General features: G+C 48.3%; 19 protein-coding genes. 6 read left to right on the top strand and 13 right to left on the bottom strand.

Going from position 1 to position 19886, the window contains the following annotated elements; all coding sequences use genetic code 11:
- Positions 1-4 precede the first annotated feature (4 nt).
- The 8 genes from D9T21_RS07990 to trmJ all read right to left on the bottom strand — a co-directional run bounded on the left by D9T21_RS07990 (position 5) and on the right by trmJ (position 8335).
- A complete protein-coding gene (locus D9T21_RS07990) occupies positions 5-1222 on the bottom strand; it encodes an aminotransferase class V-fold PLP-dependent enzyme (RefSeq protein ID WP_123324501.1) in 1218 nt (405 codons plus the stop codon).
- Positions 1219-2481: a Fe-S cluster assembly protein SufD gene (gene sufD / locus D9T21_RS07985; protein WP_123324500.1), complete on the bottom strand. Its 1263-nt coding sequence runs from the start codon at positions 2479-2481 to the stop codon at positions 1219-1221. The genes D9T21_RS07990 and sufD overlap by 4 nt, the downstream gene beginning before the upstream one ends.
- Positions 2478-3239 (bottom strand): Fe-S cluster assembly ATPase SufC, encoded by a 762-nt coding sequence (sufC, locus tag D9T21_RS07980; RefSeq protein WP_123324499.1) that lies wholly within the window; start codon positions 3237-3239, stop codon positions 2478-2480. Before sufC ends, sufD begins: the two co-directional genes overlap by 4 nt.
- A gap of 8 nt (positions 3240-3247) precedes the next feature.
- On the bottom strand, positions 3248-4684 hold the full coding sequence (gene sufB, locus D9T21_RS07975) for a Fe-S cluster assembly protein SufB (protein WP_105934385.1): 1437 nt from the start codon (positions 4682-4684) through the stop codon (positions 3248-3250).
- A gap of 325 nt (positions 4685-5009) precedes the next feature.
- The gene (locus D9T21_RS07970; protein ID WP_123324498.1) at positions 5010-6176 is read right to left on the bottom strand and encodes an IscS subfamily cysteine desulfurase; all 1167 of its coding nucleotides are present in this window, start codon (positions 6174-6176) and stop codon (positions 5010-5012) included.
- 9 nt (positions 6177-6185) lie between these two features.
- Positions 6186-6665, bottom strand: coding sequence for a Fe-S cluster assembly transcriptional regulator IscR (gene iscR, locus D9T21_RS07965; protein ID WP_123324497.1), 480 nt, complete (start codon positions 6663-6665; stop codon positions 6186-6188).
- Between the two features lie 132 nt (positions 6666-6797).
- Complete coding sequence (gene cysE / locus D9T21_RS07960) at positions 6798-7616, bottom strand: serine O-acetyltransferase (RefSeq protein WP_123324496.1); 819 nt, start codon at positions 7614-7616, stop codon at positions 6798-6800.
- Between the two features lie 2 nt (positions 7617-7618).
- Positions 7619-8335, bottom strand: coding sequence for a tRNA (cytosine(32)/uridine(32)-2'-O)-methyltransferase TrmJ (gene trmJ, locus D9T21_RS07955; protein ID WP_123324590.1), 717 nt, complete (start codon positions 8333-8335; stop codon positions 7619-7621).
- Between the two features lie 163 nt (positions 8336-8498).
- On the opposite strand from trmJ, the gene suhB reads away from it, so the two are divergent.
- The gene (gene suhB, locus D9T21_RS07950; RefSeq protein ID WP_123324495.1) at positions 8499-9275 is read left to right on the top strand and encodes an inositol-1-monophosphatase; all 777 of its coding nucleotides are present in this window, start codon (positions 8499-8501) and stop codon (positions 9273-9275) included.
- Positions 9276-9348: 73 nt separating this feature from the next.
- On the opposite strand, the gene galU is transcribed toward suhB, so the two are convergent.
- The 5 genes from galU to wecA form a co-directional block, all read right to left on the bottom strand.
- Positions 9349-10242 carry a UTP--glucose-1-phosphate uridylyltransferase GalU gene (galU, locus tag D9T21_RS07945; RefSeq protein WP_123324494.1) on the bottom strand — a complete coding sequence of 298 codons (894 nt, stop codon included), beginning with the start codon at positions 10240-10242 and terminating at the stop codon, positions 9349-9351.
- Positions 10239-11585: a UDP-glucose dehydrogenase family protein gene (locus D9T21_RS07940; protein ID WP_123324493.1), complete on the bottom strand. Its 1347-nt coding sequence runs from the start codon at positions 11583-11585 to the stop codon at positions 10239-10241. The genes galU and D9T21_RS07940 overlap by 4 nt, the downstream gene beginning before the upstream one ends.
- Before the next feature lie 106 nt (positions 11586-11691).
- Positions 11692-12558 (bottom strand): glycosyltransferase family 2 protein, encoded by an 867-nt coding sequence (locus tag D9T21_RS07935; protein ID WP_123324492.1) that lies wholly within the window; start codon positions 12556-12558, stop codon positions 11692-11694.
- Positions 12555-13442 carry a glycosyltransferase gene (locus D9T21_RS07930; RefSeq protein ID WP_123324491.1) on the bottom strand — a complete coding sequence of 296 codons (888 nt, stop codon included), beginning with the start codon at positions 13440-13442 and terminating at the stop codon, positions 12555-12557. Before D9T21_RS07930 ends, D9T21_RS07935 begins: the two co-directional genes overlap by 4 nt.
- Before the next feature lie 74 nt (positions 13443-13516).
- Entirely contained in the window at positions 13517-14593 is a 1077-nt protein-coding gene (gene wecA, locus D9T21_RS07925) for a UDP-N-acetylglucosamine--undecaprenyl-phosphate N-acetylglucosaminephosphotransferase (protein WP_123324490.1), read from the bottom strand.
- A gap of 349 nt (positions 14594-14942) precedes the next feature.
- Here wecA and D9T21_RS07920 point away from each other — a divergent pair, with 349 nt between their 5' ends.
- Genes D9T21_RS07920 through D9T21_RS07900 form a run of 5 tightly spaced genes read left to right on the top strand, consistent with a single transcriptional unit; the run spans position 14943 to position 19710 of the window.
- A complete protein-coding gene (locus D9T21_RS07920) occupies positions 14943-15320 on the top strand; it encodes a hypothetical protein (protein ID WP_206427246.1) in 378 nt (125 codons plus the stop codon).
- Between the two features lie 15 nt (positions 15321-15335).
- A complete protein-coding gene (locus D9T21_RS07915) occupies positions 15336-17141 on the top strand; it encodes a polysaccharide biosynthesis/export family protein (RefSeq protein WP_123324488.1) in 1806 nt (601 codons plus the stop codon).
- Positions 17141-17935 (top strand): ABC transporter permease, encoded by a 795-nt coding sequence (locus D9T21_RS07910; RefSeq protein ID WP_123324487.1) that lies wholly within the window; start codon positions 17141-17143, stop codon positions 17933-17935. The genes D9T21_RS07915 and D9T21_RS07910 overlap by 1 nt, the downstream gene beginning before the upstream one ends.
- Entirely contained in the window at positions 17932-18582 is a 651-nt protein-coding gene (locus D9T21_RS07905) for an ABC transporter ATP-binding protein (RefSeq protein ID WP_123324486.1), read from the top strand. The genes D9T21_RS07910 and D9T21_RS07905 overlap by 4 nt, the downstream gene beginning before the upstream one ends.
- Before the next feature lie 12 nt (positions 18583-18594).
- The gene (locus tag D9T21_RS07900; protein WP_123324589.1) at positions 18595-19710 is read left to right on the top strand and encodes a KpsE/RkpR family capsule polysaccharide export protein; all 1116 of its coding nucleotides are present in this window, start codon (positions 18595-18597) and stop codon (positions 19708-19710) included.
- The last annotated feature ends 176 nt before the right edge of the window (positions 19711-19886 follow it).

Below are 19886 nucleotides of genomic sequence, written 5' to 3'. Positions count from 1 at the left end.
TCTCCTAGCCCAACATTGTTTGAGCTTTGCGTAAGCCCGCAAAGAATGCAGAGACTTCTTCCAGCGTGTTATACAACGAAAAAGAAGCGCGGGCAGTGCCGTTAATCCCGAGGCGATGCATCAGTGGTTGCGCGCAGTTATCGCCAGTACGGATAGCTATCCCCTGCCGATCCAGAATAAAGCCAATATCGGCCGGGTGCGCGTTATCCATTACAAAGCTCAGGATCCCAATCTTGTTAGGTGCCGTGCCGATTAAGCGCATGCCCTGAATATCTGCGGCCTGCGCCATAGCAGAATCAATCAGTGCTTTTTCATGAGCCTGAACGGCAGCAATATCCAATTGGCTGAACCACTCAAGTGCAGTGCCCAGGCCAATAGCACCGGCAATGTTTGGCGTTCCGGCTTCAAGGCGGTTAGGCAATGCGCCCCAGGTAGCACTCTGATAGGTCACATCAGCAATCATTTCGCCACCGGTTAACCATACCGGCCAGTTTTCCAGCACTGATTGTTTGCCCCACAGCACACCAATGCCGGTTGGGCCAAATACTTTGTGACCAGAAAACGCGTAAAAATCACAGCCCAGAGCCTGTACATCCACGTCGCCATGAGCAATTCCCTGAGCGCCGTCAACCAGCACTAATGCACCGTAGGCCTTAGCCATTGCAGTGAGCTCTTTAACCGGATTAACGGTACCCAACGCATTGGATACATGTGGGAACGCCACCATGCGGGTATTGGGCCCCAGCGATGCCTTGAATGTTTCAAGATCAAGCTCACCGTTATCAAAAATCGGCGCAACACGCAGCGTAGCACCGCTTTGCAAACAGGCTTGTTGCCAGGTAACCAGGTTAGCGTGGTGTTCCATTTCGGTTACCACCACTTCGTCACCGGCTTCCAGTTGCTGGGCCAGGCCCTTGGCAACCAGGTTTATACCCTCGGTGGTACCGCTGGTCCAGATGACTTCGTTACGGTTTGCCGCGTTAATAAAACGGGCGACCTGATCACGGGCTTTTTCGTAACGGCGGGTCGCTTCGTCGGATAACTGATGAGCACCGCGATGTACATTGGCATTACACTGAGTATAAAAGTCTACCAGTGAGTCAATCACGACCTGAGGTTTTTGCGTGGTAGCACCGTTATCCAGATATACCAACGGTTTACCATCTACCGTTTGCGATAAAATAGGGAACTCAGCACGAATTGCCGCTACGTCAAAACTCATTTAACCTCCATGCCCACAAAACGGTCATGTAGCTGAGTTAGTAACCAGCCAGCGATATCTTCGTTGGGGATCTGATTGATCAGTTCCTGGATAAAACCAAAGTTGAGCATTATTAACGCCTGACTACGACTGATGCCGCGAGTAAGCAGGTAATACAGCGCGGTATCATCAATTTCAGCTACTGTGGCACCATGGGCGCATTTGACATCATCGGCATAAATTTCCAGTTCGGGTTTGGTATTTATGACCGCACGACGGGACAATAGCAGGTTGCGATTATTCAGTTCCGCCAGCGTTTTCTGGGCATCACGGTGAATATGAATACGACCGTTGAACACTGCTTTGGCGCGATCGCCAACGATACCCCGGGCATTTTCCTCGGTAGTGCAGTTAGGCACGGCATGCTCAATCGTGGTATGCAAGTCGAATAGCTCGCCTTCGGCCAGCAAATAAATCGCATTGATATTAGCGTTAGCGAATTCGCCGGTATAGATAACATCCACATCGAGGCGCGACAGCTGACTGCCATAACCAATTAATGTGCTGTTGAGCTGTGCTTTTTCCGCCACTTTAAAATGACAGCCGCCTACGTGCATTGCTTGCTGCGTGAACATAGCAAACCGATAGTGCTCAAGATGCGCCTCGCTATGCAGCACATATTCACTGAATGCGGTATTCACACTGCTGGCATCACCGTAACCGTCTTCCAGCACGGTGGCTCGCGCACCAGCTTCTACCTGCATCAGCACACGAAGGTGTTGATCGCCTTCGTTACTGGCCAGCTGTGAAATACGAATCGGCGTATCAATGGTTTTGCCTGCCGCAACCCTAATATACAGACCATCCGCCAGCAGAGCGTCGTTAACCTGACCAAATAAGTGCTTGGCCGGTTTCACGTCTGACAACAGGCTTTCGATGACTTGTTGCTGCTCATCAGTTGCTGATGAGAACCGTACGATTTCAAGGCCTTCCGGCAGAGACAGTGCACTCACGTCGGTGAGCAGCTCATTACCACTGAACACCAGTTCGATGGCGCTTAGCTCGCCTATTTTCGGCGCGCTAAACTCGGTATTTTCAGGCTTAGCCAGTGATACGCTGCGCTTTTCTACCGGGATGAGGGGAGTAAAACGCCAGTCTTCCACTTTACGCAGCGGCCAGCGAACTTTTTCCAGTTCAGCCAGAGCCGCCTGACGATGAGGAGCCAGCCAGTCCTGATGTGTTTGCGCCGTGGCGATTACTTCAGACAGCCATTGGCTCATGCATCGGCCTCCTCATAGGCTTTACCTAAAAAGGCATAACCGGATTTTTCTACTTCCAGTGCCAGTGACGCATCGCCACTTTTAACAATCTTGCCATCCGCCAGGATATGCACAAAGTCTGGCTTGATGTAGTCAAGCAGACGCTGATAGTGCGTCACAACAATGAAGCTGCGCTGCCCGTCACGCTGACTGTTTACACCATCGGCAACCACTTGCAGGGCGTCAACATCCAGGCCCGAGTCAGACTCGTCAAGAATACACAGCGACGGCTCAAGCAGGATCATCTGCATGATCTCGTTACGCTTCTTCTCACCGCCGGAGAAGCCTTCGTTCACACCACGCTTTAAGAAATCCAGTGGCAGATTCACCTGCTTACAGGCCGCCTTAGCTTTCTTTAAAAACTCAGCAGCGGTAAGAGGCTCTTCGCCACGGTGTTCGCGTAACGCGTTAACCGACTCTTTTAAGAATTCCATGTTGCTAACGCCAGGGATTTCAACCGGATACTGGAACGCCAGAAACAACCCTTCGCGGGCACGCTCTTCCACTTCAAGATCCAGTAAATCTTTACCGTTTAAGGTAGCTGCACCTTCGTTGACTTCATAGCCTTCACGGCCGGATAACACATAGCCAAGCGTACTTTTACCGGCGCCATTAGGCCCCATGATGGCATGAACTTCACCAGGCTTAACTTCCAGATTCAGCCCTTTGATAATGGTTTTATCTTCAACACTGGCGTGTAAATTATCGATAGATAACATTAAATTCTTTACCCCACAGAACCTTCTAAACTAATTTCGAGTAACTTGCCGGCTTCCACCGCAAATTCCATTGGTAATTCTTTAAAGACTTCCTTACAGAAGCCATTGACGATCATGGACACCGCTTTCTCTGCGTCCAGGCCACGTTGCTGAGCCAGGAATAACTGTTCGTCACTCACTTTGGATGTCGTGGCTTCGTGCTCAACGATGGCAGACGGGTTGCGGCTCTCGATATACGGGAACGTATGCGCACCACACTGATCGCCAATTAGCAGCGAATCACACTGCGTAAAATTACGGGCGCCATCAGATTTTGGCCCCATTTGTACCAGACCGCGGTAGGCATTATTACTTTTTCCTGCCGAGATCCCTTTTGAAATAATGGTGGAGCGGGTGTTTTTACCCAGATGAATCATCTTGGTCCCGGTATCCGCCTGCTGGCGTCCACGGGTTAAGGCAACGGAGTAGAATTCACCAACGCTGTTATCCCCTTTCAGCACGCAGCTTGGGTATTTCCAGGTAACGGCTGAGCCGGTTTCTACCTGGGTCCAGCTGATTTTTGCGTCGTTATGACAAATGCCGCGCTTGGTCACAAAGTTGTAAATACCGCCTTTGCCGTTTTCATCACCCGGGTACCAGTTTTGTACCGTTGAGTATTTGATGTTGGCTTTATCCAGCGCAACCAGTTCAACAACGGCTGCATGTAACTGGTTTTCATCACGTTGTGGTGCAGTACACCCTTCCAGATAACTTACGTGACTGCCTTCATCAGCAACAATAAGTGTACGCTCAAACTGACCCGTATTTTGCTCGTTGATACGGAAATAAGTAGACAGTTCCATTGGGCAACGTACGCCCTTAGGAATATACACAAACGAACCATCGGTAAATACAGCACTGTTCAGTGCAGCAAAATAGTTATCGGTACGAGGAACCACTGAGCCGATGTATTTTTTAACCAGCTCAGGATATTTCTGGATAGCTTCCGAAATCGGACAGAATATAACGCCCGCTTCGTGCAGCTTTTCACGGAAGGTTGTTACTACCGATACCGAGTCAAATACTGCATCAACGGCAACACCAGCCAGCATTTCCTGCTCATGCAGTGGAATACCCAGCTTGTTGTACACATCCAGCAGTTCCGGATCGACTTCGTCGAGGGACTTTGGTTTGTCCTTCATACTCTTAGGTGATGAGTAGTAAGAAATGGCCTGATAATCCACTTTAGGATAATCAACATGAGCCCAGTCCGGCTCTTCCATTTCCAGCCATGAATGATAGGCTTTCAGGCGCCATTCGAGCATCCATTCCGGCTCATTTTTCATGGCTGATATACGGCGGATAATGGATTCGTCCAGACCATTTTCGAAGGTATCAGACTCGATTTCAGAATAGAAACCCGCCTCGTATTGTTTCGATAGCGCCTGTTCGATTTGCTCGCTCATTGACTCATCTCACTGTTATTGAACATTTCGCCGCGATAATCACCATGTAGTGTCATCACTACACCTGTTCAGCGTTTTTGCTGTCACCGCGACATGGGTGCCACATTATATAATACCCGAGTATTTCACTCAACTATTCACCCGGGGCATTCCCGGGGCGTTTCTGCCCTCTGCCAAACCGAATCTGACGTCGGTTTAGTGCGGCAATGTAGCGCTTTGTGTGCACTGAAATCTGGGGGCCGCAATCTTGCCTGAATATTGGCTTAACTGCAATCTTAGCGGCTCCGACTTAGGTCTGAATAACGCCCTGTGACAGGCGGCAGTGCTAACCTGCCTGTCTGACTTCGCGCAACGTTTTCACTGTTTCTATTACTCTCTGCGCAGCAAAACGGATGTCTTCTTCACTGGTAAAACGACCGGCAGAAAAACGCAACCCCGCATGGGCTAATTGCGCACTTCGGCCAAGCGCCGTTAACACATAGGACGGCTCCATGCTCGCCGAGGTACAGGCCGAACCGGTGGAGATAGCAATATCATGCAGTCCCATCACCAGACTTTCGCCGTCTACCCCACCAAAACTGATGTTGATAATGCCAGGCACGCGTTGAGTAAGGTGGCCGTTCAGATGCACATCATCGAGGCGACTGACCTCTTCCCACAACAATTCGGTATACCCGCGTAATCTGGTGGCTTCTTCATTCAGGGATCGGGCGGCAAGCTCACAGGCTTCACCAAAACCCACTATCTGATGGGTTGGCAGCGTACCCGAGCGCATACCCCGCTCATGACCACCGCCATGAATTTGCGCGGCAATTTGCACTTTTGGCCGGCGGCGAACATACAACGCGCCAATTCCTTTTGGGCCGTAACATTTATGTGCCGAGAAAGACATTAAATCCACTGGCAGGGCTGTCAGGTCGATAGGCAATTTGCCCAGGCTCTGTGCAGCATCCACATGGAAATACACCTGACGCTCGCGACACAACTCACCAATAGCGGCGATATCCTGGATAACACCGGTTTCGTTATTGACGTGCATCACCGAGACCAGCACGGTGTCATCATCTATCGCCTCGGCCACCTGCTCCACCGATACTAATCCATGAGCGTCGGGCGCTAGTAGCGTAACCCTGACCCCTTGCCCGGCAAGAAACTCAACCGTATCGAGTACCGCTTTGTGTTCGGTTGCCACGGTTATAACGTGCTTTTGCTGGTTATCCGAGGCGTCGACCACACCTTTAATCGCCAGGTTATCCGACTCGGTGGCGCCAGAGGTAAAGACAATTTCGCGGGGATCGCAATTCACCAGATCGGCAATTTGATTGCGTGCCACATCAACGGCTTCTTCAGCCACCCAACCAAAACGGTGTGAGCGCGAAGCCGGGTTGCCGAAATTGCCTTCCATCGTAAGGCTCGCAGTCATTTGTGCTGCAACCTTAGGGTCTACCGGCGTGGTAGAAGCATAATCTAAGTAAACGGGAGTACGCGTCATGACCTGTCTTTATAACTGAATACTGACCTGAATTTTACCGTCAACCGGCATCTTGTGTTTGTCCTGGCGACCGGCGACTTCCTGTACGTCGCCCTTGGCCATCAATTCCCCGAGGCTGATGCCATCGAGAAAGTGGCTGATGCGGTCACTGAGGTCCTGCCACAGACTATGGGTCAGACAACGCTCACCCGCCTGACAATCGCCCTGCCCCTGACAGCGCGTAGCATCAACAGATTCGTCCACCGCTCGGATCACCTCGCCGATAGCGATAAGCTCTGCTTCCCGGCCCAGTTGATAGCCGCCGCCAGGTCCCCGCACACTCAGTACCAGACTTTCTTTGCGTAAGCGCGAAAAAAGCTGCTCTAAGTAAGACAGAGAAATTTCCTGCCTGGCAGAAATATCGGCCAGCGATACCGGCCCCTGCTTGGAATGGAGTGCCACATCTAACATTGCCGTTACTGCGTAGCGGCCTTTTGAAGTCAGTTTCATAACCAAATACGGATAGTGAACAATGGCAAAATTGTTCCATACCCGAGTAAATTGGTCAAGTATAAAACCCTACTCCTTACTCAGGTATTACGCTGTTTTCCGATGCACTCGGAGGCCAATTGAGTCGGATGCTCAGATCTGAGGATCGAATTCGTCGTGACTCACCTGTTTCGAATTAGGCACTACAGGAGAAATACCAGTGCTGGCGAAGTCTTCTGCGGTCATCGCGCTCAGGCGTTCCTTGGATACCTCGCCACCCATGCCCTGAATCACCTGACACAGCTCTTCGATGCGACCGTCCATAGCGTGGATATGCTCCACCATAATGCCCATGGCATTGGCCACTGGATCGGGATTGTCAGAAGCCACCGCGTACGCATCAAAGCCATATTTTTTAGCAATGGCATTGCGCTTTTCTTTACCTGTGTCGGTTTCTTTGGCTGGCTGCAGAATGTGCCCGGGGATACCAAGCACTGTGGTTCCGGGTGGCGCGTCTTTAACGACAACCGAGTTACTGCCAATTTTGGCGCCTTCACCAATGGTAATTGGCCCCAACACCTTGGCGCCTGCACCAACAACAACGTTATTTTCCAGGGTTGGGTGACGTTTACCGGCATTCCAGGTCGTTCCCCCCAGGGTAACGCCGTGGTAAAGGGTGACATCGTCACCAATATCAGCCGTTTCGCCAATCACCACGCCCATGCCGTGGTCAATAAAGAAGCGCCGGCCGATGGTGGCGCCCGGGTGAATTTCGATGCCGGTCAACCAGCGGCTGAAAGTCGATAGCGAGCGGGCGAGCCATTTCAACTCCAGTCGCCAGAGCTTGTTACTTATCCGATGCAACCAAACGGCGTGTAATCCAGGATAGTTGGTCAGTACTTCAAAAGCGTTTCGCGCCGCCGGGTCGCGGTGAAAAACCGCTCTGATATCTTCTTTCATTCGGCTGAACATGGCTATTTCCCGGCTGATTTATCCACTGACGCCAGAATACCGCGTAAGATATTCAGCTCCTGGGACTCCGGGCGAGCCCGGTTAAATAAGCGGCGCAGGCGGGTCATTACAATGCCCGGGTGATTTTCATTAATGAAGCTGACTTTTTTTAACGTTGATTCCAGGTGCACATAGAAGCGCTCCAAATCATCATTTAACGGATATTCTGTTTCTTCGGTTGGAATGGCATCTTTATTTAAGAACGCCATACGTATTTCGTAACACAGGGTTTGCACCGCAGCCGCCAGGTTTAACGAGCTGTAATCAGGATTGGCCGGAATGCATACATGGAAATGACATTGCTGGAGCTCTTCATTAGTGAGGCCATTGTTTTCACGACCAAACACCAGTGCCACCGGGTAGTTATCAACTTCTTTTATCAGTTTTTCACCACAACTGCGTGGCTCCAGCATGGGCCAGCTTAAGGTTCTTGAGCGGGCTGACGTCCCCACAACCAGGCCACAGCCTGCCACCGCTTCTTCCAGTTTACTCACGGTTTTAGCATTCGCTAATACATCTCCGGCACCGGCCGCGAGTGCACTGGCTTTGCCATCAGGCGGGCTTACCGGATCAACCAGATACAGGTTGCTTAAGCCCATGGTTTTCATCGCCCGGGCGGTAGAACCGATATTGCCGGTATGTGACGTATTCACTAATACAATTCTGATATTTTCTAACATGCTTAAAAGAGTACGGCTGTAAATGGCGCAGAGTTTAGCATACCGCTTACACATTCTCACCGCTTAGCTGCGTATTTCGTCTGTGCTGGCATTGCATTGTGAAGTGGAACTGGTAAACTCCGCGGCGTTTATTTTTTGATCTTTTACAATTGGTGGTTTTGTTATGCATCCGATGCTGAACATTGCGGTGCGCGCTGCGCGCGTGGCTGGCTCTCTTATTGTCCGCGGTTTTGAAAATCGTGACGACCTGGTAAAACAGGCGAAGGGCGCAAACGATTATGTTACCCAAATCGACAAAGATGCCGAAATGGCAATTATTCACAAAATTAAGCAGTCGTACCCCGAGCATAGCTTTTTAGGTGAAGAAAGTGGCGAAACCGCAGGCGAAAGCGCTGAGTTCCAATGGATCATAGATCCCCTCGACGGCACCACCAATTTCATTAAAGGCATTCCTCATTTTGCCGTATCGATTGCACTGCTGCATAAAGGTCGTCTCGACCAGGGCGTAGTCTTCGATCCTATCCGTGGTGAGTTGTTCACTGCTTCTCGTGGCCAGGGCGCCCAGCTAAACGGTTATCGCATTCGCGCCAGCAAGGCCCGTGATTTATCTGAAACGGTATTAGCTACCGGGTTACCGTTTAAAAACAAAACACAATATGCAGACTACGCTATTCGCTTAAATAAAATCTTCCATGACTGTGGTGACATTCGTCGTGCTGGTAGTGCAGCACTGGACTTAGCCTACGTTGCAGCAGGCCGACATGACGGTTATTGGGAACGCGGCATTAAGCCCTGGGATATTGCAGCCGGTGAATTGCTGGTTCGTGAGGCTGGCGGTCTGGTAACTGATTTCAGCGGCAATAATGACCCACTTTATAAAGGTGAGATCGTTGCCGGTAGCGTAAAAGTTGTTCAAGGTTTGGTTAAACACTTAAAATAAACCAATAAGTTACCTGATAACAAAAAGGCCACTTCAATGAAGTGGCCTTTTCAATTTAGCTCTGTGAATATCACTAGCCGTTTAACGAGGCCAGATATTCTTTGAATTCGTCGCCCAGGCTCGGATGGCGCAGCGCATATTCAACGTTAGCTTTCATATAGCCTAGTTTACTACCACAGTCATGACTCTTGCCTTTCATGTAGTAAGCATCAACCTGTTCAACCTTCATCAGTGAAGTGATGGCATCGGTTAACTGGATTTCCCCACCCGCTCCAGGCGGAGTGTACTCAAGCAGCGGCCAGATTTCATGCGACAACACGTAACGACCCACTACAGCCAGATCAGATGGCGCTTCTTCCAGTGGCGGCTTTTCAACCATGTCATGGATCTTGGCAGATTCACCAGGCTTAATGCTTGCGCCTTCCAAGTCAACAATACCAAACTTGGAAATGTTCTCTTGTGGTACCTGCTCTACCATTACCTGGCTTACCCGGCTGGTATTGAAGCGCGCGACCATGTCAGCCAGATTATCTTTTTTCAGGTTACTGGCGTAATCGTCGATGATTACATCCGGCAGAACCACCGCAAATGGTGCATCACCTACCATAGGGTGCGCGCACATGATTGCGTGACCCAAACCTTTAGCAGCGCCCTGACGCACGTGCATGATTGTTACGTCTTTCGGGCAAATAGCCTGTACTTCTTCAAGTAACTGACGTTTAACCCGCTGTTCCAGCGTGGTTTCAAGTTCGAAAGAGGTATCAAAGTGGTTTTCGATGCTGTTTTTACTGGCGTGAGTTACCAGAATAATTTCTTTTAAACCCGCCTGCACACACTCGTTAACCACGTATTGAATTAATGGTTTATCGACAACCGGCAGCATTTCCTTTGGAATTGCCTTGGTTGCTGGCAGCATACGCGTACCTAGGCCGGCTACAGGAATAACCGCTTTTTTTACCTGACTCATAGTTTATGTCCTTTTATTGATAGTCCTCGACCAATGGCGTAGTAATGCAATCCGTATTCCGACATGATTTTCGGATCATACAAATTCCGGCCATCGAAAATTAAAGGAATGCTCAGTTTTTCTTTAATTAAGTCAAAATCCGGTGCCCGGAATGACTGCCACTCAGTACAAATCACCAGGAAATCAGCGCTATCAAGGGCTGCTTCTTTCGTTCCGGTTAATTTTAGATCCGGGCGACTGCCATAGATACGCTGGGTTTCTTCCATTGCTTCAGGGTCGTAGGCCTGAACCGTAGCACCTTGTTCCCATAACAGCTCCATCAGCACGCGGCTGGAGGCTTCACGCATATCATCAGTATTCGGTTTGAACGACAATCCCCATAAAGCAATAGTCTTGCCTTTCAGGTCGCCATCGAAATGGCCGGAAATATATTCAAACAGTTTTTCTTTTTGGGTGTAGTTAACCGCTTCCACTGATTCAAGAACTTTCGCCTGGTAGCCCACCTGGTTTGCACTACGAATGAGCGCTTGCACATCTTTGGGGAAACATGAACCACCATAGCCACAGCCCGGGTAGATGAACTGATAACCAATTCTGGGATCAGAACCGATACCACGACGCACGTTCTCAATATCGGCGCCAAACCGCTCTGCCAGGTTGGCCATCTCATTCATAAAGCTGATTTTGGTGGCCAGCATACAGTTGGCGGCATATTTGGTTAGCTCTGCTGAACGAATATCCATCACGATAACTTTGTCGTGATTACGGTTAAACGGCGCGTAGAGTTCGCGCAGTTTCTTCTCGGCTTTCTCACTTTGGGTGCCGATAATAATCCGGTCTGGTCGCATGCAATCGTTAACTGCTGCGCCTTCTTTTAAGAACTCCGGGTTAGATACCACATCAAAGGTCAGTGCTTTCCCTAAGGATTCCAGCGTTTCGCTGACCTTTGCGCTGACTCTGTCAGCGGTACCGACCGGGACAGTAGATTTGTTGATGATAATCTTATGATTTTGCATATGAGTGGCTACGGTTTCCGCCACTGCCAGCACGTATTTCAGATCGGCTGAACCATCTTCATCCGGCGGCGTACCCACAGCGATAAAAATCAGCTCTCCATGCTCGATACCCATTTTGGCATCGGTGGTAAAGTCTACCCGGCCGCCTTCATAGTTGCTGGTGACCAGCGGCGTTAAGCCCGGCTCATAAATGGGGATAAGGCCTTTTTTAAGGTTATCAACCTTGGCCTGATCCACATCCACACAAACAACGTCGTGGCCCACTTCAGCTAACACTGCAGCCTGCACCAGGCCCACATAGCCAATTCCAAAGACTGTTACCTTCACTTGTTCCCTTCCTTCTAAAACTCAGCGGTGCCCGTGTTAATCAGGCATATCTAATAATAAAACTAAAACATTAAAGCATCATGACGTTACAGGCTCAACAGAAAACTTATTGGTCTGCCTTGTAACGGCCCGACCGCTTCTTTAAGCCATCTATGAGACCCTGCCGCATATAGCGCCGACGTTCCCTGCGTTGCTCTAAAAACCAGCCATTAATTATCCATCTGACTGGCAGGGCTACACAGTTCCTGATTTTCCAGTAAAACGGAACATAAGAACGACGCAATAAAATGAGGATATTGCGATACTGATAGTAAAGCCGGACAGAACTTCCAACTTTAAACGTAACTCCCATGATTCGCTTACGGGACTCACCTTGTTTATGGCGTAATAAGGCCTGTGTATCACTAATAATCCGGTAACCCTTACGGTTGGCCCGCCAACACCATTCATGATCCACGCCATCTATAAATAACGCATCTTCCATCAAACCAATTTCAGCGAGCACTGATATTGGAATGACCTTTCCGGACGCAATAATCTGCCTGCTGTGCAGGAAGCCATGCTCATCGGGTACAGCGCGTTGCACTTTTGCACGGACAACCTGACCGTCAAATTCACTGACAATAGAGGGGCCATAAGCGGCCAGATTCGGATAATGAGTCTGAGCTTCAACTACCCGCAGTTTTACCGTTTGCAACAACTGTTCGCTAAGCTGGCTATCCTGATCAAGCAACATGGCATAGTCATACTCATGCTGTTTAGCTAAGAGCAAACCGATATTCTGCGCGTGAGCAATGCCAGCGTTTTCAGGACAATGCCTGAATTCGACTGAAGATGACAACCAACCCTGATGACTTTGTGGGGAATTATCCACTACTATCACCTGCCAGCCAGCGGCCTCCAGCAACCTGATGTTGTTGAGCAGAATTTGTCGCTCAGGATGAAACAGAATGATAATGGCCGCGAATTTCAATGCTTTATTATTTTTTCAAGTAGGTGCCTGTCGAGCTTATAAGCCATTTTGACAACCCCCGATGGCATCATCCGCAGACCTAATACCATACAGGCATAAACGAGATTGTAAGGAGTCAGGCGATTAAGCCAGCGCATCGCCCGGAAGCGGGCTCTGAATTCATTTAATGACTTTATCAGCCCGCGACGCTTATAAAAATCATTAACCCGCCGAAAGCGCAGCAACTTATCTTTCAGATTACAAAAAATGTAGCCTGCCGCGGCGAGCTCAATCCAGAGAAAGTAATCCTGAGTATTATGCAGTGCATCGTCATAACGGTAGCCGTCGGTAAACACTTTGTAGCGAATACATACGGTGGGGTGATTAATAGTACACCGGCGCGGCAACAGCCGGGTAATTTGGCGATTGGTTTGTGGCATCACCCTCGCCCCCACCTGATGATTTTGCTCATTAATTTCAATCAGGCCGGTACCTAAAATGGCAACGTGTGCATGTTTGGTCAGGTAAGTAATTTGCTTTTCCAGACGGTTTAGCTCGGAAATGTCATCGGCATCCATGCGGAAAAAGTACTGCGGCTTTAACGACAAAGACCAGTCAATGGCGAAGTTCATACAGGTTGCCAACCCTCTGTTGGCGCTACCTTCAATGATCACCAGACGTTCATCTTCCTCAGCGTGCTGCATGATGACAGCCAGTAATTCAGGCGAGATATGACCATCAATAACAATGACATAAAGAAAGTCGTTATAAGTTTGCTGACGAATGCTGACAATTGCCTGGTCAACCCAGTCCGCGCAGTCCTTTTCGTAAACGGCCATAGCAACAATGGCGGGAATTTCATGCACCCGGTAGTTGCTGTGTTTAATTGAAAAGTTGGGGGTCAAGGTAAAATCCGGCTATCGACAGTAACGCGAAGTGTACCGGATTTTACAACAAATATGCACCACTGTGATGCAATTTATGCGGGTAGCAGGCGGCGCTTTACCGCCCGGAAAAACCGTATGATTTTCCAGATATTCATGATTGCAGTACTGTAAACCACTAATAACGCCATGAATCCCCAGAACATGATGTAAGCCGGAACCTGATAAACCTCACCGAGAATACCAATAAGACAATATCCTGCGCCCATCAGTAGAATTGCTACTAAAGAACGGCGAGGACTAAAACCTGCCCGCATAAAGATATTATGCAGGTGCTTGCGGTCTGGTTTTAGCACTGACTGACCTTTTCTGGCTCGTCTGAACATGATGGCTGCCATGTCCATTAGGGGCAGACCAATTAACCAAACGCCGGTAATAGGGCGTAGCGAAGCGCCGGGCCCCTGGGTGTGATCAACCAATAACCACACGATGGTGAGGCCAACAAACATACTGCCGGCATCACCCATAAATATTTTATTCCCCTTAAAACCTTTCAGGCTAAGGTTAAATGCCAGAAACGGCACTATGGCAGCAATGATAACCAGCGGCTCCATAATAGCAGCGCCGTTGTCTGACAGTAGTAGCAAACTAACAACACTCAGCAACACAACCAGACTCATACCGCCCGCCAGGCCATCGATACCATCAATCATGTTGATGGCGTTAATGACTCCTACCACGCATACCAGCGTAAAGAAGTATCCGGCAAGGCCTAAATAAACCGAACCGAAGCCAAAAATGTCACCAAGTGAAGTAATGTAGTTTTGCGCACTCCACGCCATTATGGACGCTACGCCAAACTGACAAACCAGGCGCCCCTTGGCACTTAAGTCAAAGCGGTCGTCGAGCATACCGAGCAGCACAATAAAGGCAGAAGCGGTAAAAAACAGCGGATTGTTTTTCATCCACACGTCTGTTAGTACGCTGGCTACGAGTACTGCAACAAAAATAGCTACACCGCCGGTCAACGGTACTATGCCGTTGTGACGTTTTCTGTATGACGGCTGATCAACAAGCCCAAACTGATGGGCCAGGGGTGTCATCACCACCAGCAAAATCAATGCAACAAAAAATGCTGTAAATAACGGAATAAACTGCAGATAGTCCATCATGCCTTACTTTTCTCCACAGAATCCTTACCCACCTGTGTTCTCACGCCCACACTACAAACAGGAAAATCCATTTACTCACTAACTCCGTTGAGAATATCGCCGAACCTATACATGGCTACACCAGCCACCTGAGGCTTCGTGGAGAGGTCACTATAATCACCCGATATAATAGTAAACATTAGTATAACTGACTACCCCCCCAATAAAATTTAAATTTAAACGCACATTTTTTACACAGCCGGTAATGCTTCTGCTCAGAGTTTAAGCAGGCTGTTAATCAGTGCATGCCTTTTTGCTCGGTTATGTTATGCTACGACCACTTTTTAAATGGACGTATTACAGTCAGGCAATGAGAAGACAAGTTATATTATCCGCTCTACTTTTCAGCACTATGACAATGCTGGGATGTGTGTCACAACCTCAGAGTGTCAAAGCCAATCTGCCGCTGGTTAATCCAAGCTTTACGCATCACCTTAGCGATTCAGGTACTGGTATACAGGAAAGTGAAGCAAAAGCTATTCCAGAGTTAAACATCAATGCCAATGAAGATATTGTGATTGATGGAAATAGCTACGCAGTTTCCGACGGTTATATCTCTGCTATGGGTAACCAATGTTATCGGCTGAAACGTCAGGGGCGTTCAGGATCAACGGAAATTCGTCCCATCTGTAACAATCAAACGTACTGGCTGCTATACCCAGCGTTGGTTTTTAGTAACACCCTATAAAGGTTTAATTCGCTTATGCGTATCTCTATTTGGTTAACGCTTACGGCTTTATCGCTATCTGCTTTCAGTAACGCCCAGGCACAAACAGCTGAGCAAATTCAACAAATTCAACAGCAACTGAGTCAACGTGGGGCCAATAATTCAGCTGCTGCCAGCGCCGGCAATTCAGGCGTTAGTCCGGTACAGCTGTCTGCATCCCCTACCCTGCAAGGCAACAGTCAGACGGGTACAAGGCCTAGCTCCGGCCAGTATAGTACGCAGCCGCGCAATGGTCTGGTATTACCAGGAGAGCCCACTATGGATATGGTTTTTCCTTTGCAGGAAGCCATGGAGAACCCGCCTTTTGCAGCAAACTTATTTGTCGGGGGCTTTGAATCAGAACGCACCAACTCGGTAAACCCTAATTACCTGGTTGCACCCGGCGATCAAGTTTCAATCTGGCTTTGGGGCGCGGTGGATTATTCCGATGTCGCAACCGTTGATAGCCAGGGTAATATCTTTATTCCCAATATTGGCCCGGTTAACCTGTTAAACGTTCCATCCAGTCAGGTTAATGCCACAGTCACAAGCAGCATCAAACAGGTATATACCAATGATGTAAATGTTTACGTGAACTTACTGACGGCCACACCAGTATCGGTTTACGTATCAGGGCCGGTATTAAGGCCTGGGCAGTATGCCGGTCAGGCAACAGATAGCCCGCTTTATTTTCTGAAACGTGCCGGCGGGGTTGATTTCCTGCGTGGTAGTTTCCGCAAAATCGATATTTTACGAGCCGGTGAAGTAGTCCACTCAATTGATTTATATAACTTTGTTACAGATGGCGAGTTACCGGCTATTTCGTTTCAGGATAAAGACGTCATTCTGGTTCGCCCTATTGGCCCAACCATTACAGTGAGCGAAGGGGCTAGAAACAGCTTCACCTTTGAGTTAAAACCTTCAGATTTAACCGGTGAAGCGCTGGTCGATTACGCAAAACCCGGCGACTTTATCAGCCATGTATCAGTAAGCGGCCTTCGTGACGGCGCTCAGTTTGCCCGCTATGCCCCACTAACTGATTTTAAACAATTCAGCTTGCGTCCCGGCGATCATGTCGAATTCAAAAACGACTATGAAGTACAAATTTACCCGATTAACGTAGCAGGCAGTTTCCGCGGTGCCTCAAGAGTAATGGTGTCTAAAGGCGCCAGATTGCACCAGGTGCTAAGCAATATTGAAATCGATCCTAACCTGGCAGACTTTAAAAACGTGTATTTACTACGTGAAAGTGTTGCTGATCAACAACAGTTGATTATCAATCAGGCGCTAGATCGCCTGGAGCGAAGCATCTATACGGCGCCAGTACGCTCTACCGGCGAAGGCTCTATTCGGGTTCAGGAAGCACAGCTAGTAACCGACTTTATTGCCAGAGCCCGTCAGGTGAAGCCGCTCGGTAAAGTGATTATCTCTGAAAACGATAATGTGGCCGACATTCTGCTGGAAGAAAACGATACCATCGTAATTCCAGCCAAAACCGATCTGGTCCACGTTGGTGGTGAAGTATTAATGCCTCAGTCGGTAGTATTTAATCCCGATGCAGATCTTTCAGATTATGTAGCCTGGGCAGGAGGCTTTAGCGAGAGAGCTAACGATGCCCGCATCCTGGTTATCCGTGCCAATGGTATGGTTGACTTCTATGACGTTGATGATAACTCAGACGTGGCAGCAGGCGACCAGGTGATCGTATTACCACGGGTTGATGCCAAAACGTTGCAGGCAGTCAAAGATATCACTCAGATTATTTACCAGATTGCTGTGGCGGCCAACGTAGCGCTGAACTAATGTCAGATATTGTAAGCGTCTCATTTCGCTCTCAACTCAAAGTATGGAAAAGTGTTTGTTTTGCACTTTTCCTGCGAGAGTTGCGCTCGCAATTCAACGATAAGTTAGGCTTAGCCTGGGGCTTTTTAGAGCCCTTCCTGTTCATCTTCGGTTTGTCTTATGCCAGAAGTTTTTTAGGCGGAGATGATGTTCACGGAATTCCAGTCTTTATGTTTATGCTGATCGGAATGATAGGAATACAATCTTTCCTCCAACCTTTTCCAAAAGTCGCTGGTGCTTTCAATAAAAATAAACCTCTCTATGCTTTTCGACAGGTCCAACCCATATCCGGACTACTGGTCTCGGCTTTTGTTGAGTACACCATAAAGGTCATTGTCGTAATTTTATCTTTACTTACGGTTTATTTGATGGAAGTAGATTTAAAAATTCATGATCCGTTATTGTTGATACTACTTTTTCATCTCTTATGGCTCATGACAATCAGTATGAGTTGTCTGCTCGGGATCGCTTCATCGTACGTCCCGGAAGTAAAAAAAGTCGTAGGATTACTTACGCGCCCTTTGTTTTTTATCTCCTGCGTATTTTTCAGTTTGCAGGATATTCCTAAACAATATTGGCACTGGCTGGACTGGAATCCGCTTGCTCATTTTATAGAACTGGCTCGATACGCCTGTTATGAATCTTATGGAAGCTATGGTGTCAGCGTTAGTTACACCATTGAATTTACACTGGTTACGTTTTTCTTTGCCGTATCATTGTACCATCTGACCTGGAAAGGCCTGTTATCCCGATGACTATACGCTTAATTAATCTAACCAAGTCATATCCCAGCCGGCTGGGCCCTCAGTATATTTTCAGAAACCTCAACTTTGATTTTCCCACTGAGAATAACGTTGCTATTTTGGGGAAAAACGGGGCTGGTAAGTCGACTCTGTTTCGCATGCTGGCCAAAAGTGAATATCCTGATAAAGGCCAGATTTATACCAATAAATCTATGTCATGGCCGGTTGCTTTGGCAACCGGGGTACATCCGCAAATGACCGGTCGCGAAAATGCCCGGTTTATAGCGCGTATTAATGATGTAAAAGACCTGGCAACTTACGAAGAGGCAGTGCAGGACTTTGCCGAAATTGGTAAACGTTTCGACTTACCTGTAAAAACGTATTCGTCAGGTATGCGCGCAAGACTGGTGTTTGCCTGTTGCATTAATATTCATTTCGATATCTATCTTATAGACGAGGCAACATCGGTTGGTGACCCTAAATTTCGCCGCAAGGCCAGGCAAGCTTTGGAAGTCAAAGCTAAAGAAGCCGGGCTTATAATGGTCAGCCACGAAATGGAACAGGTGCGGGAATTTTGTACTTCGGCGATCATCATTGAAGACGGCCAACTCAATTACTACAGTGACCTTGAAGAAGGTATCGCAGCCTACATGGAATAAATGAGCAGAAACATGAATCAAGTGCTTAACAATATTACTACTCAACTTAAGAAGCGCCCTATTCTTCTAGTTATCATACCCTGGCTAGTGTACGCGCTTTATTTAACGTTGATTGCGGCACCTAAGTACGAAAGTACCAGTCAGCTTGTGGTTAAATCATCTGATGGCGCTAGCAGTTTCGATCCATCATCCATGTTGATGAGCGGCGTAACCGGGGTCGCCAGTGCTAATGATAGCCAATTGGTTGTTGCCTTCGTGCAGTCTGCCGACATGCTCCATTATCTTGATGAGACTATCGGACTGCGTGAGCACTACACCTCTTCAGCAGGAGATTTTATTAGTAGGCTCGCCTCGAATCACAGCGAAGAAGACTTTCTCGAATATTACCTCGCTAACACAGAAGTGGTTATCGATTCCAACACGAGTGTAATCGAACTCTCTGCCAGAGCGTATGACGCTGCCTATGCTCAGCTGATTAGCGAAACGATTGTTAAGCGTGCTGAACAATTTATTAATGAGATCAGTAATAACCTTGCTAAATCCCGTTTAGCTTTTGCTCAGAGTGAACACGACATCGTTGAGGAAAAACTGCAAAATGCCAAACTGGCTCTGATAAGTTTTCAAACCAAGTACAACGTGCTAGACCCTAATGCGGAAGGCGCTGCCATTCAACAAATTGCCTTCTCATTAGAAGCGACTTTGGCCCAAAAAGAGGCAGAACTGAATACATTAAAGAGCATTATGTCTGACTCTGCGCCAGAAATAATATCCCTTAAGCGTCAAATCAGAGCTCTGGAGGAACAGATTAGCAGTCAGAAAACGAAAATCAGTGACGCACAAAATGGGGACGCAAAATTATCGATTAATCAGTTGATGGCACAGTATTCCAATTTACAGGTTCAGGCCGAGCTTGCCATGCAGGCATATGGTTCATCACTGATGACTCTTGAAAATGCACGGGTCGACACTTATCAGCAAATACAGCACCTGGTCACCATCGAGTCGCCCACTTTGCCAGACGAAGCTGCTTACCCAAGAAAAATCTATAATCTTGTATTAATTGGCGTTTTACTAATAATGGCCTTCATAGCGGGCCGCATTATCATCGCCACTATCAAAGAGTTGTAAGTCAAACGCTACAATCAGATGATAACCGATTCCCCGCCACGAGCAGCGCTTTAACTTCGGCAGCTTGTGTCGGGAATCATCCTCTAGTATAAGAGAGATAACCAGTGTACGAGCAGCTCCTGCCTGCAGACAGTGCACCCAGACGATAATAAATTTAAATAAAAACTATATGGAAC

The organism is Marisediminitalea oceani, assembly GCF_003731635.1.
Taxonomy (GTDB): domain Bacteria; phylum Pseudomonadota; class Gammaproteobacteria; order Enterobacterales; family Alteromonadaceae; genus Alteromonas; species Alteromonas oceani.
The sequence above is the reverse complement of the archived record's forward strand: the minus strand, read 5'-3'. Positions and strand labels throughout refer to the sequence as shown.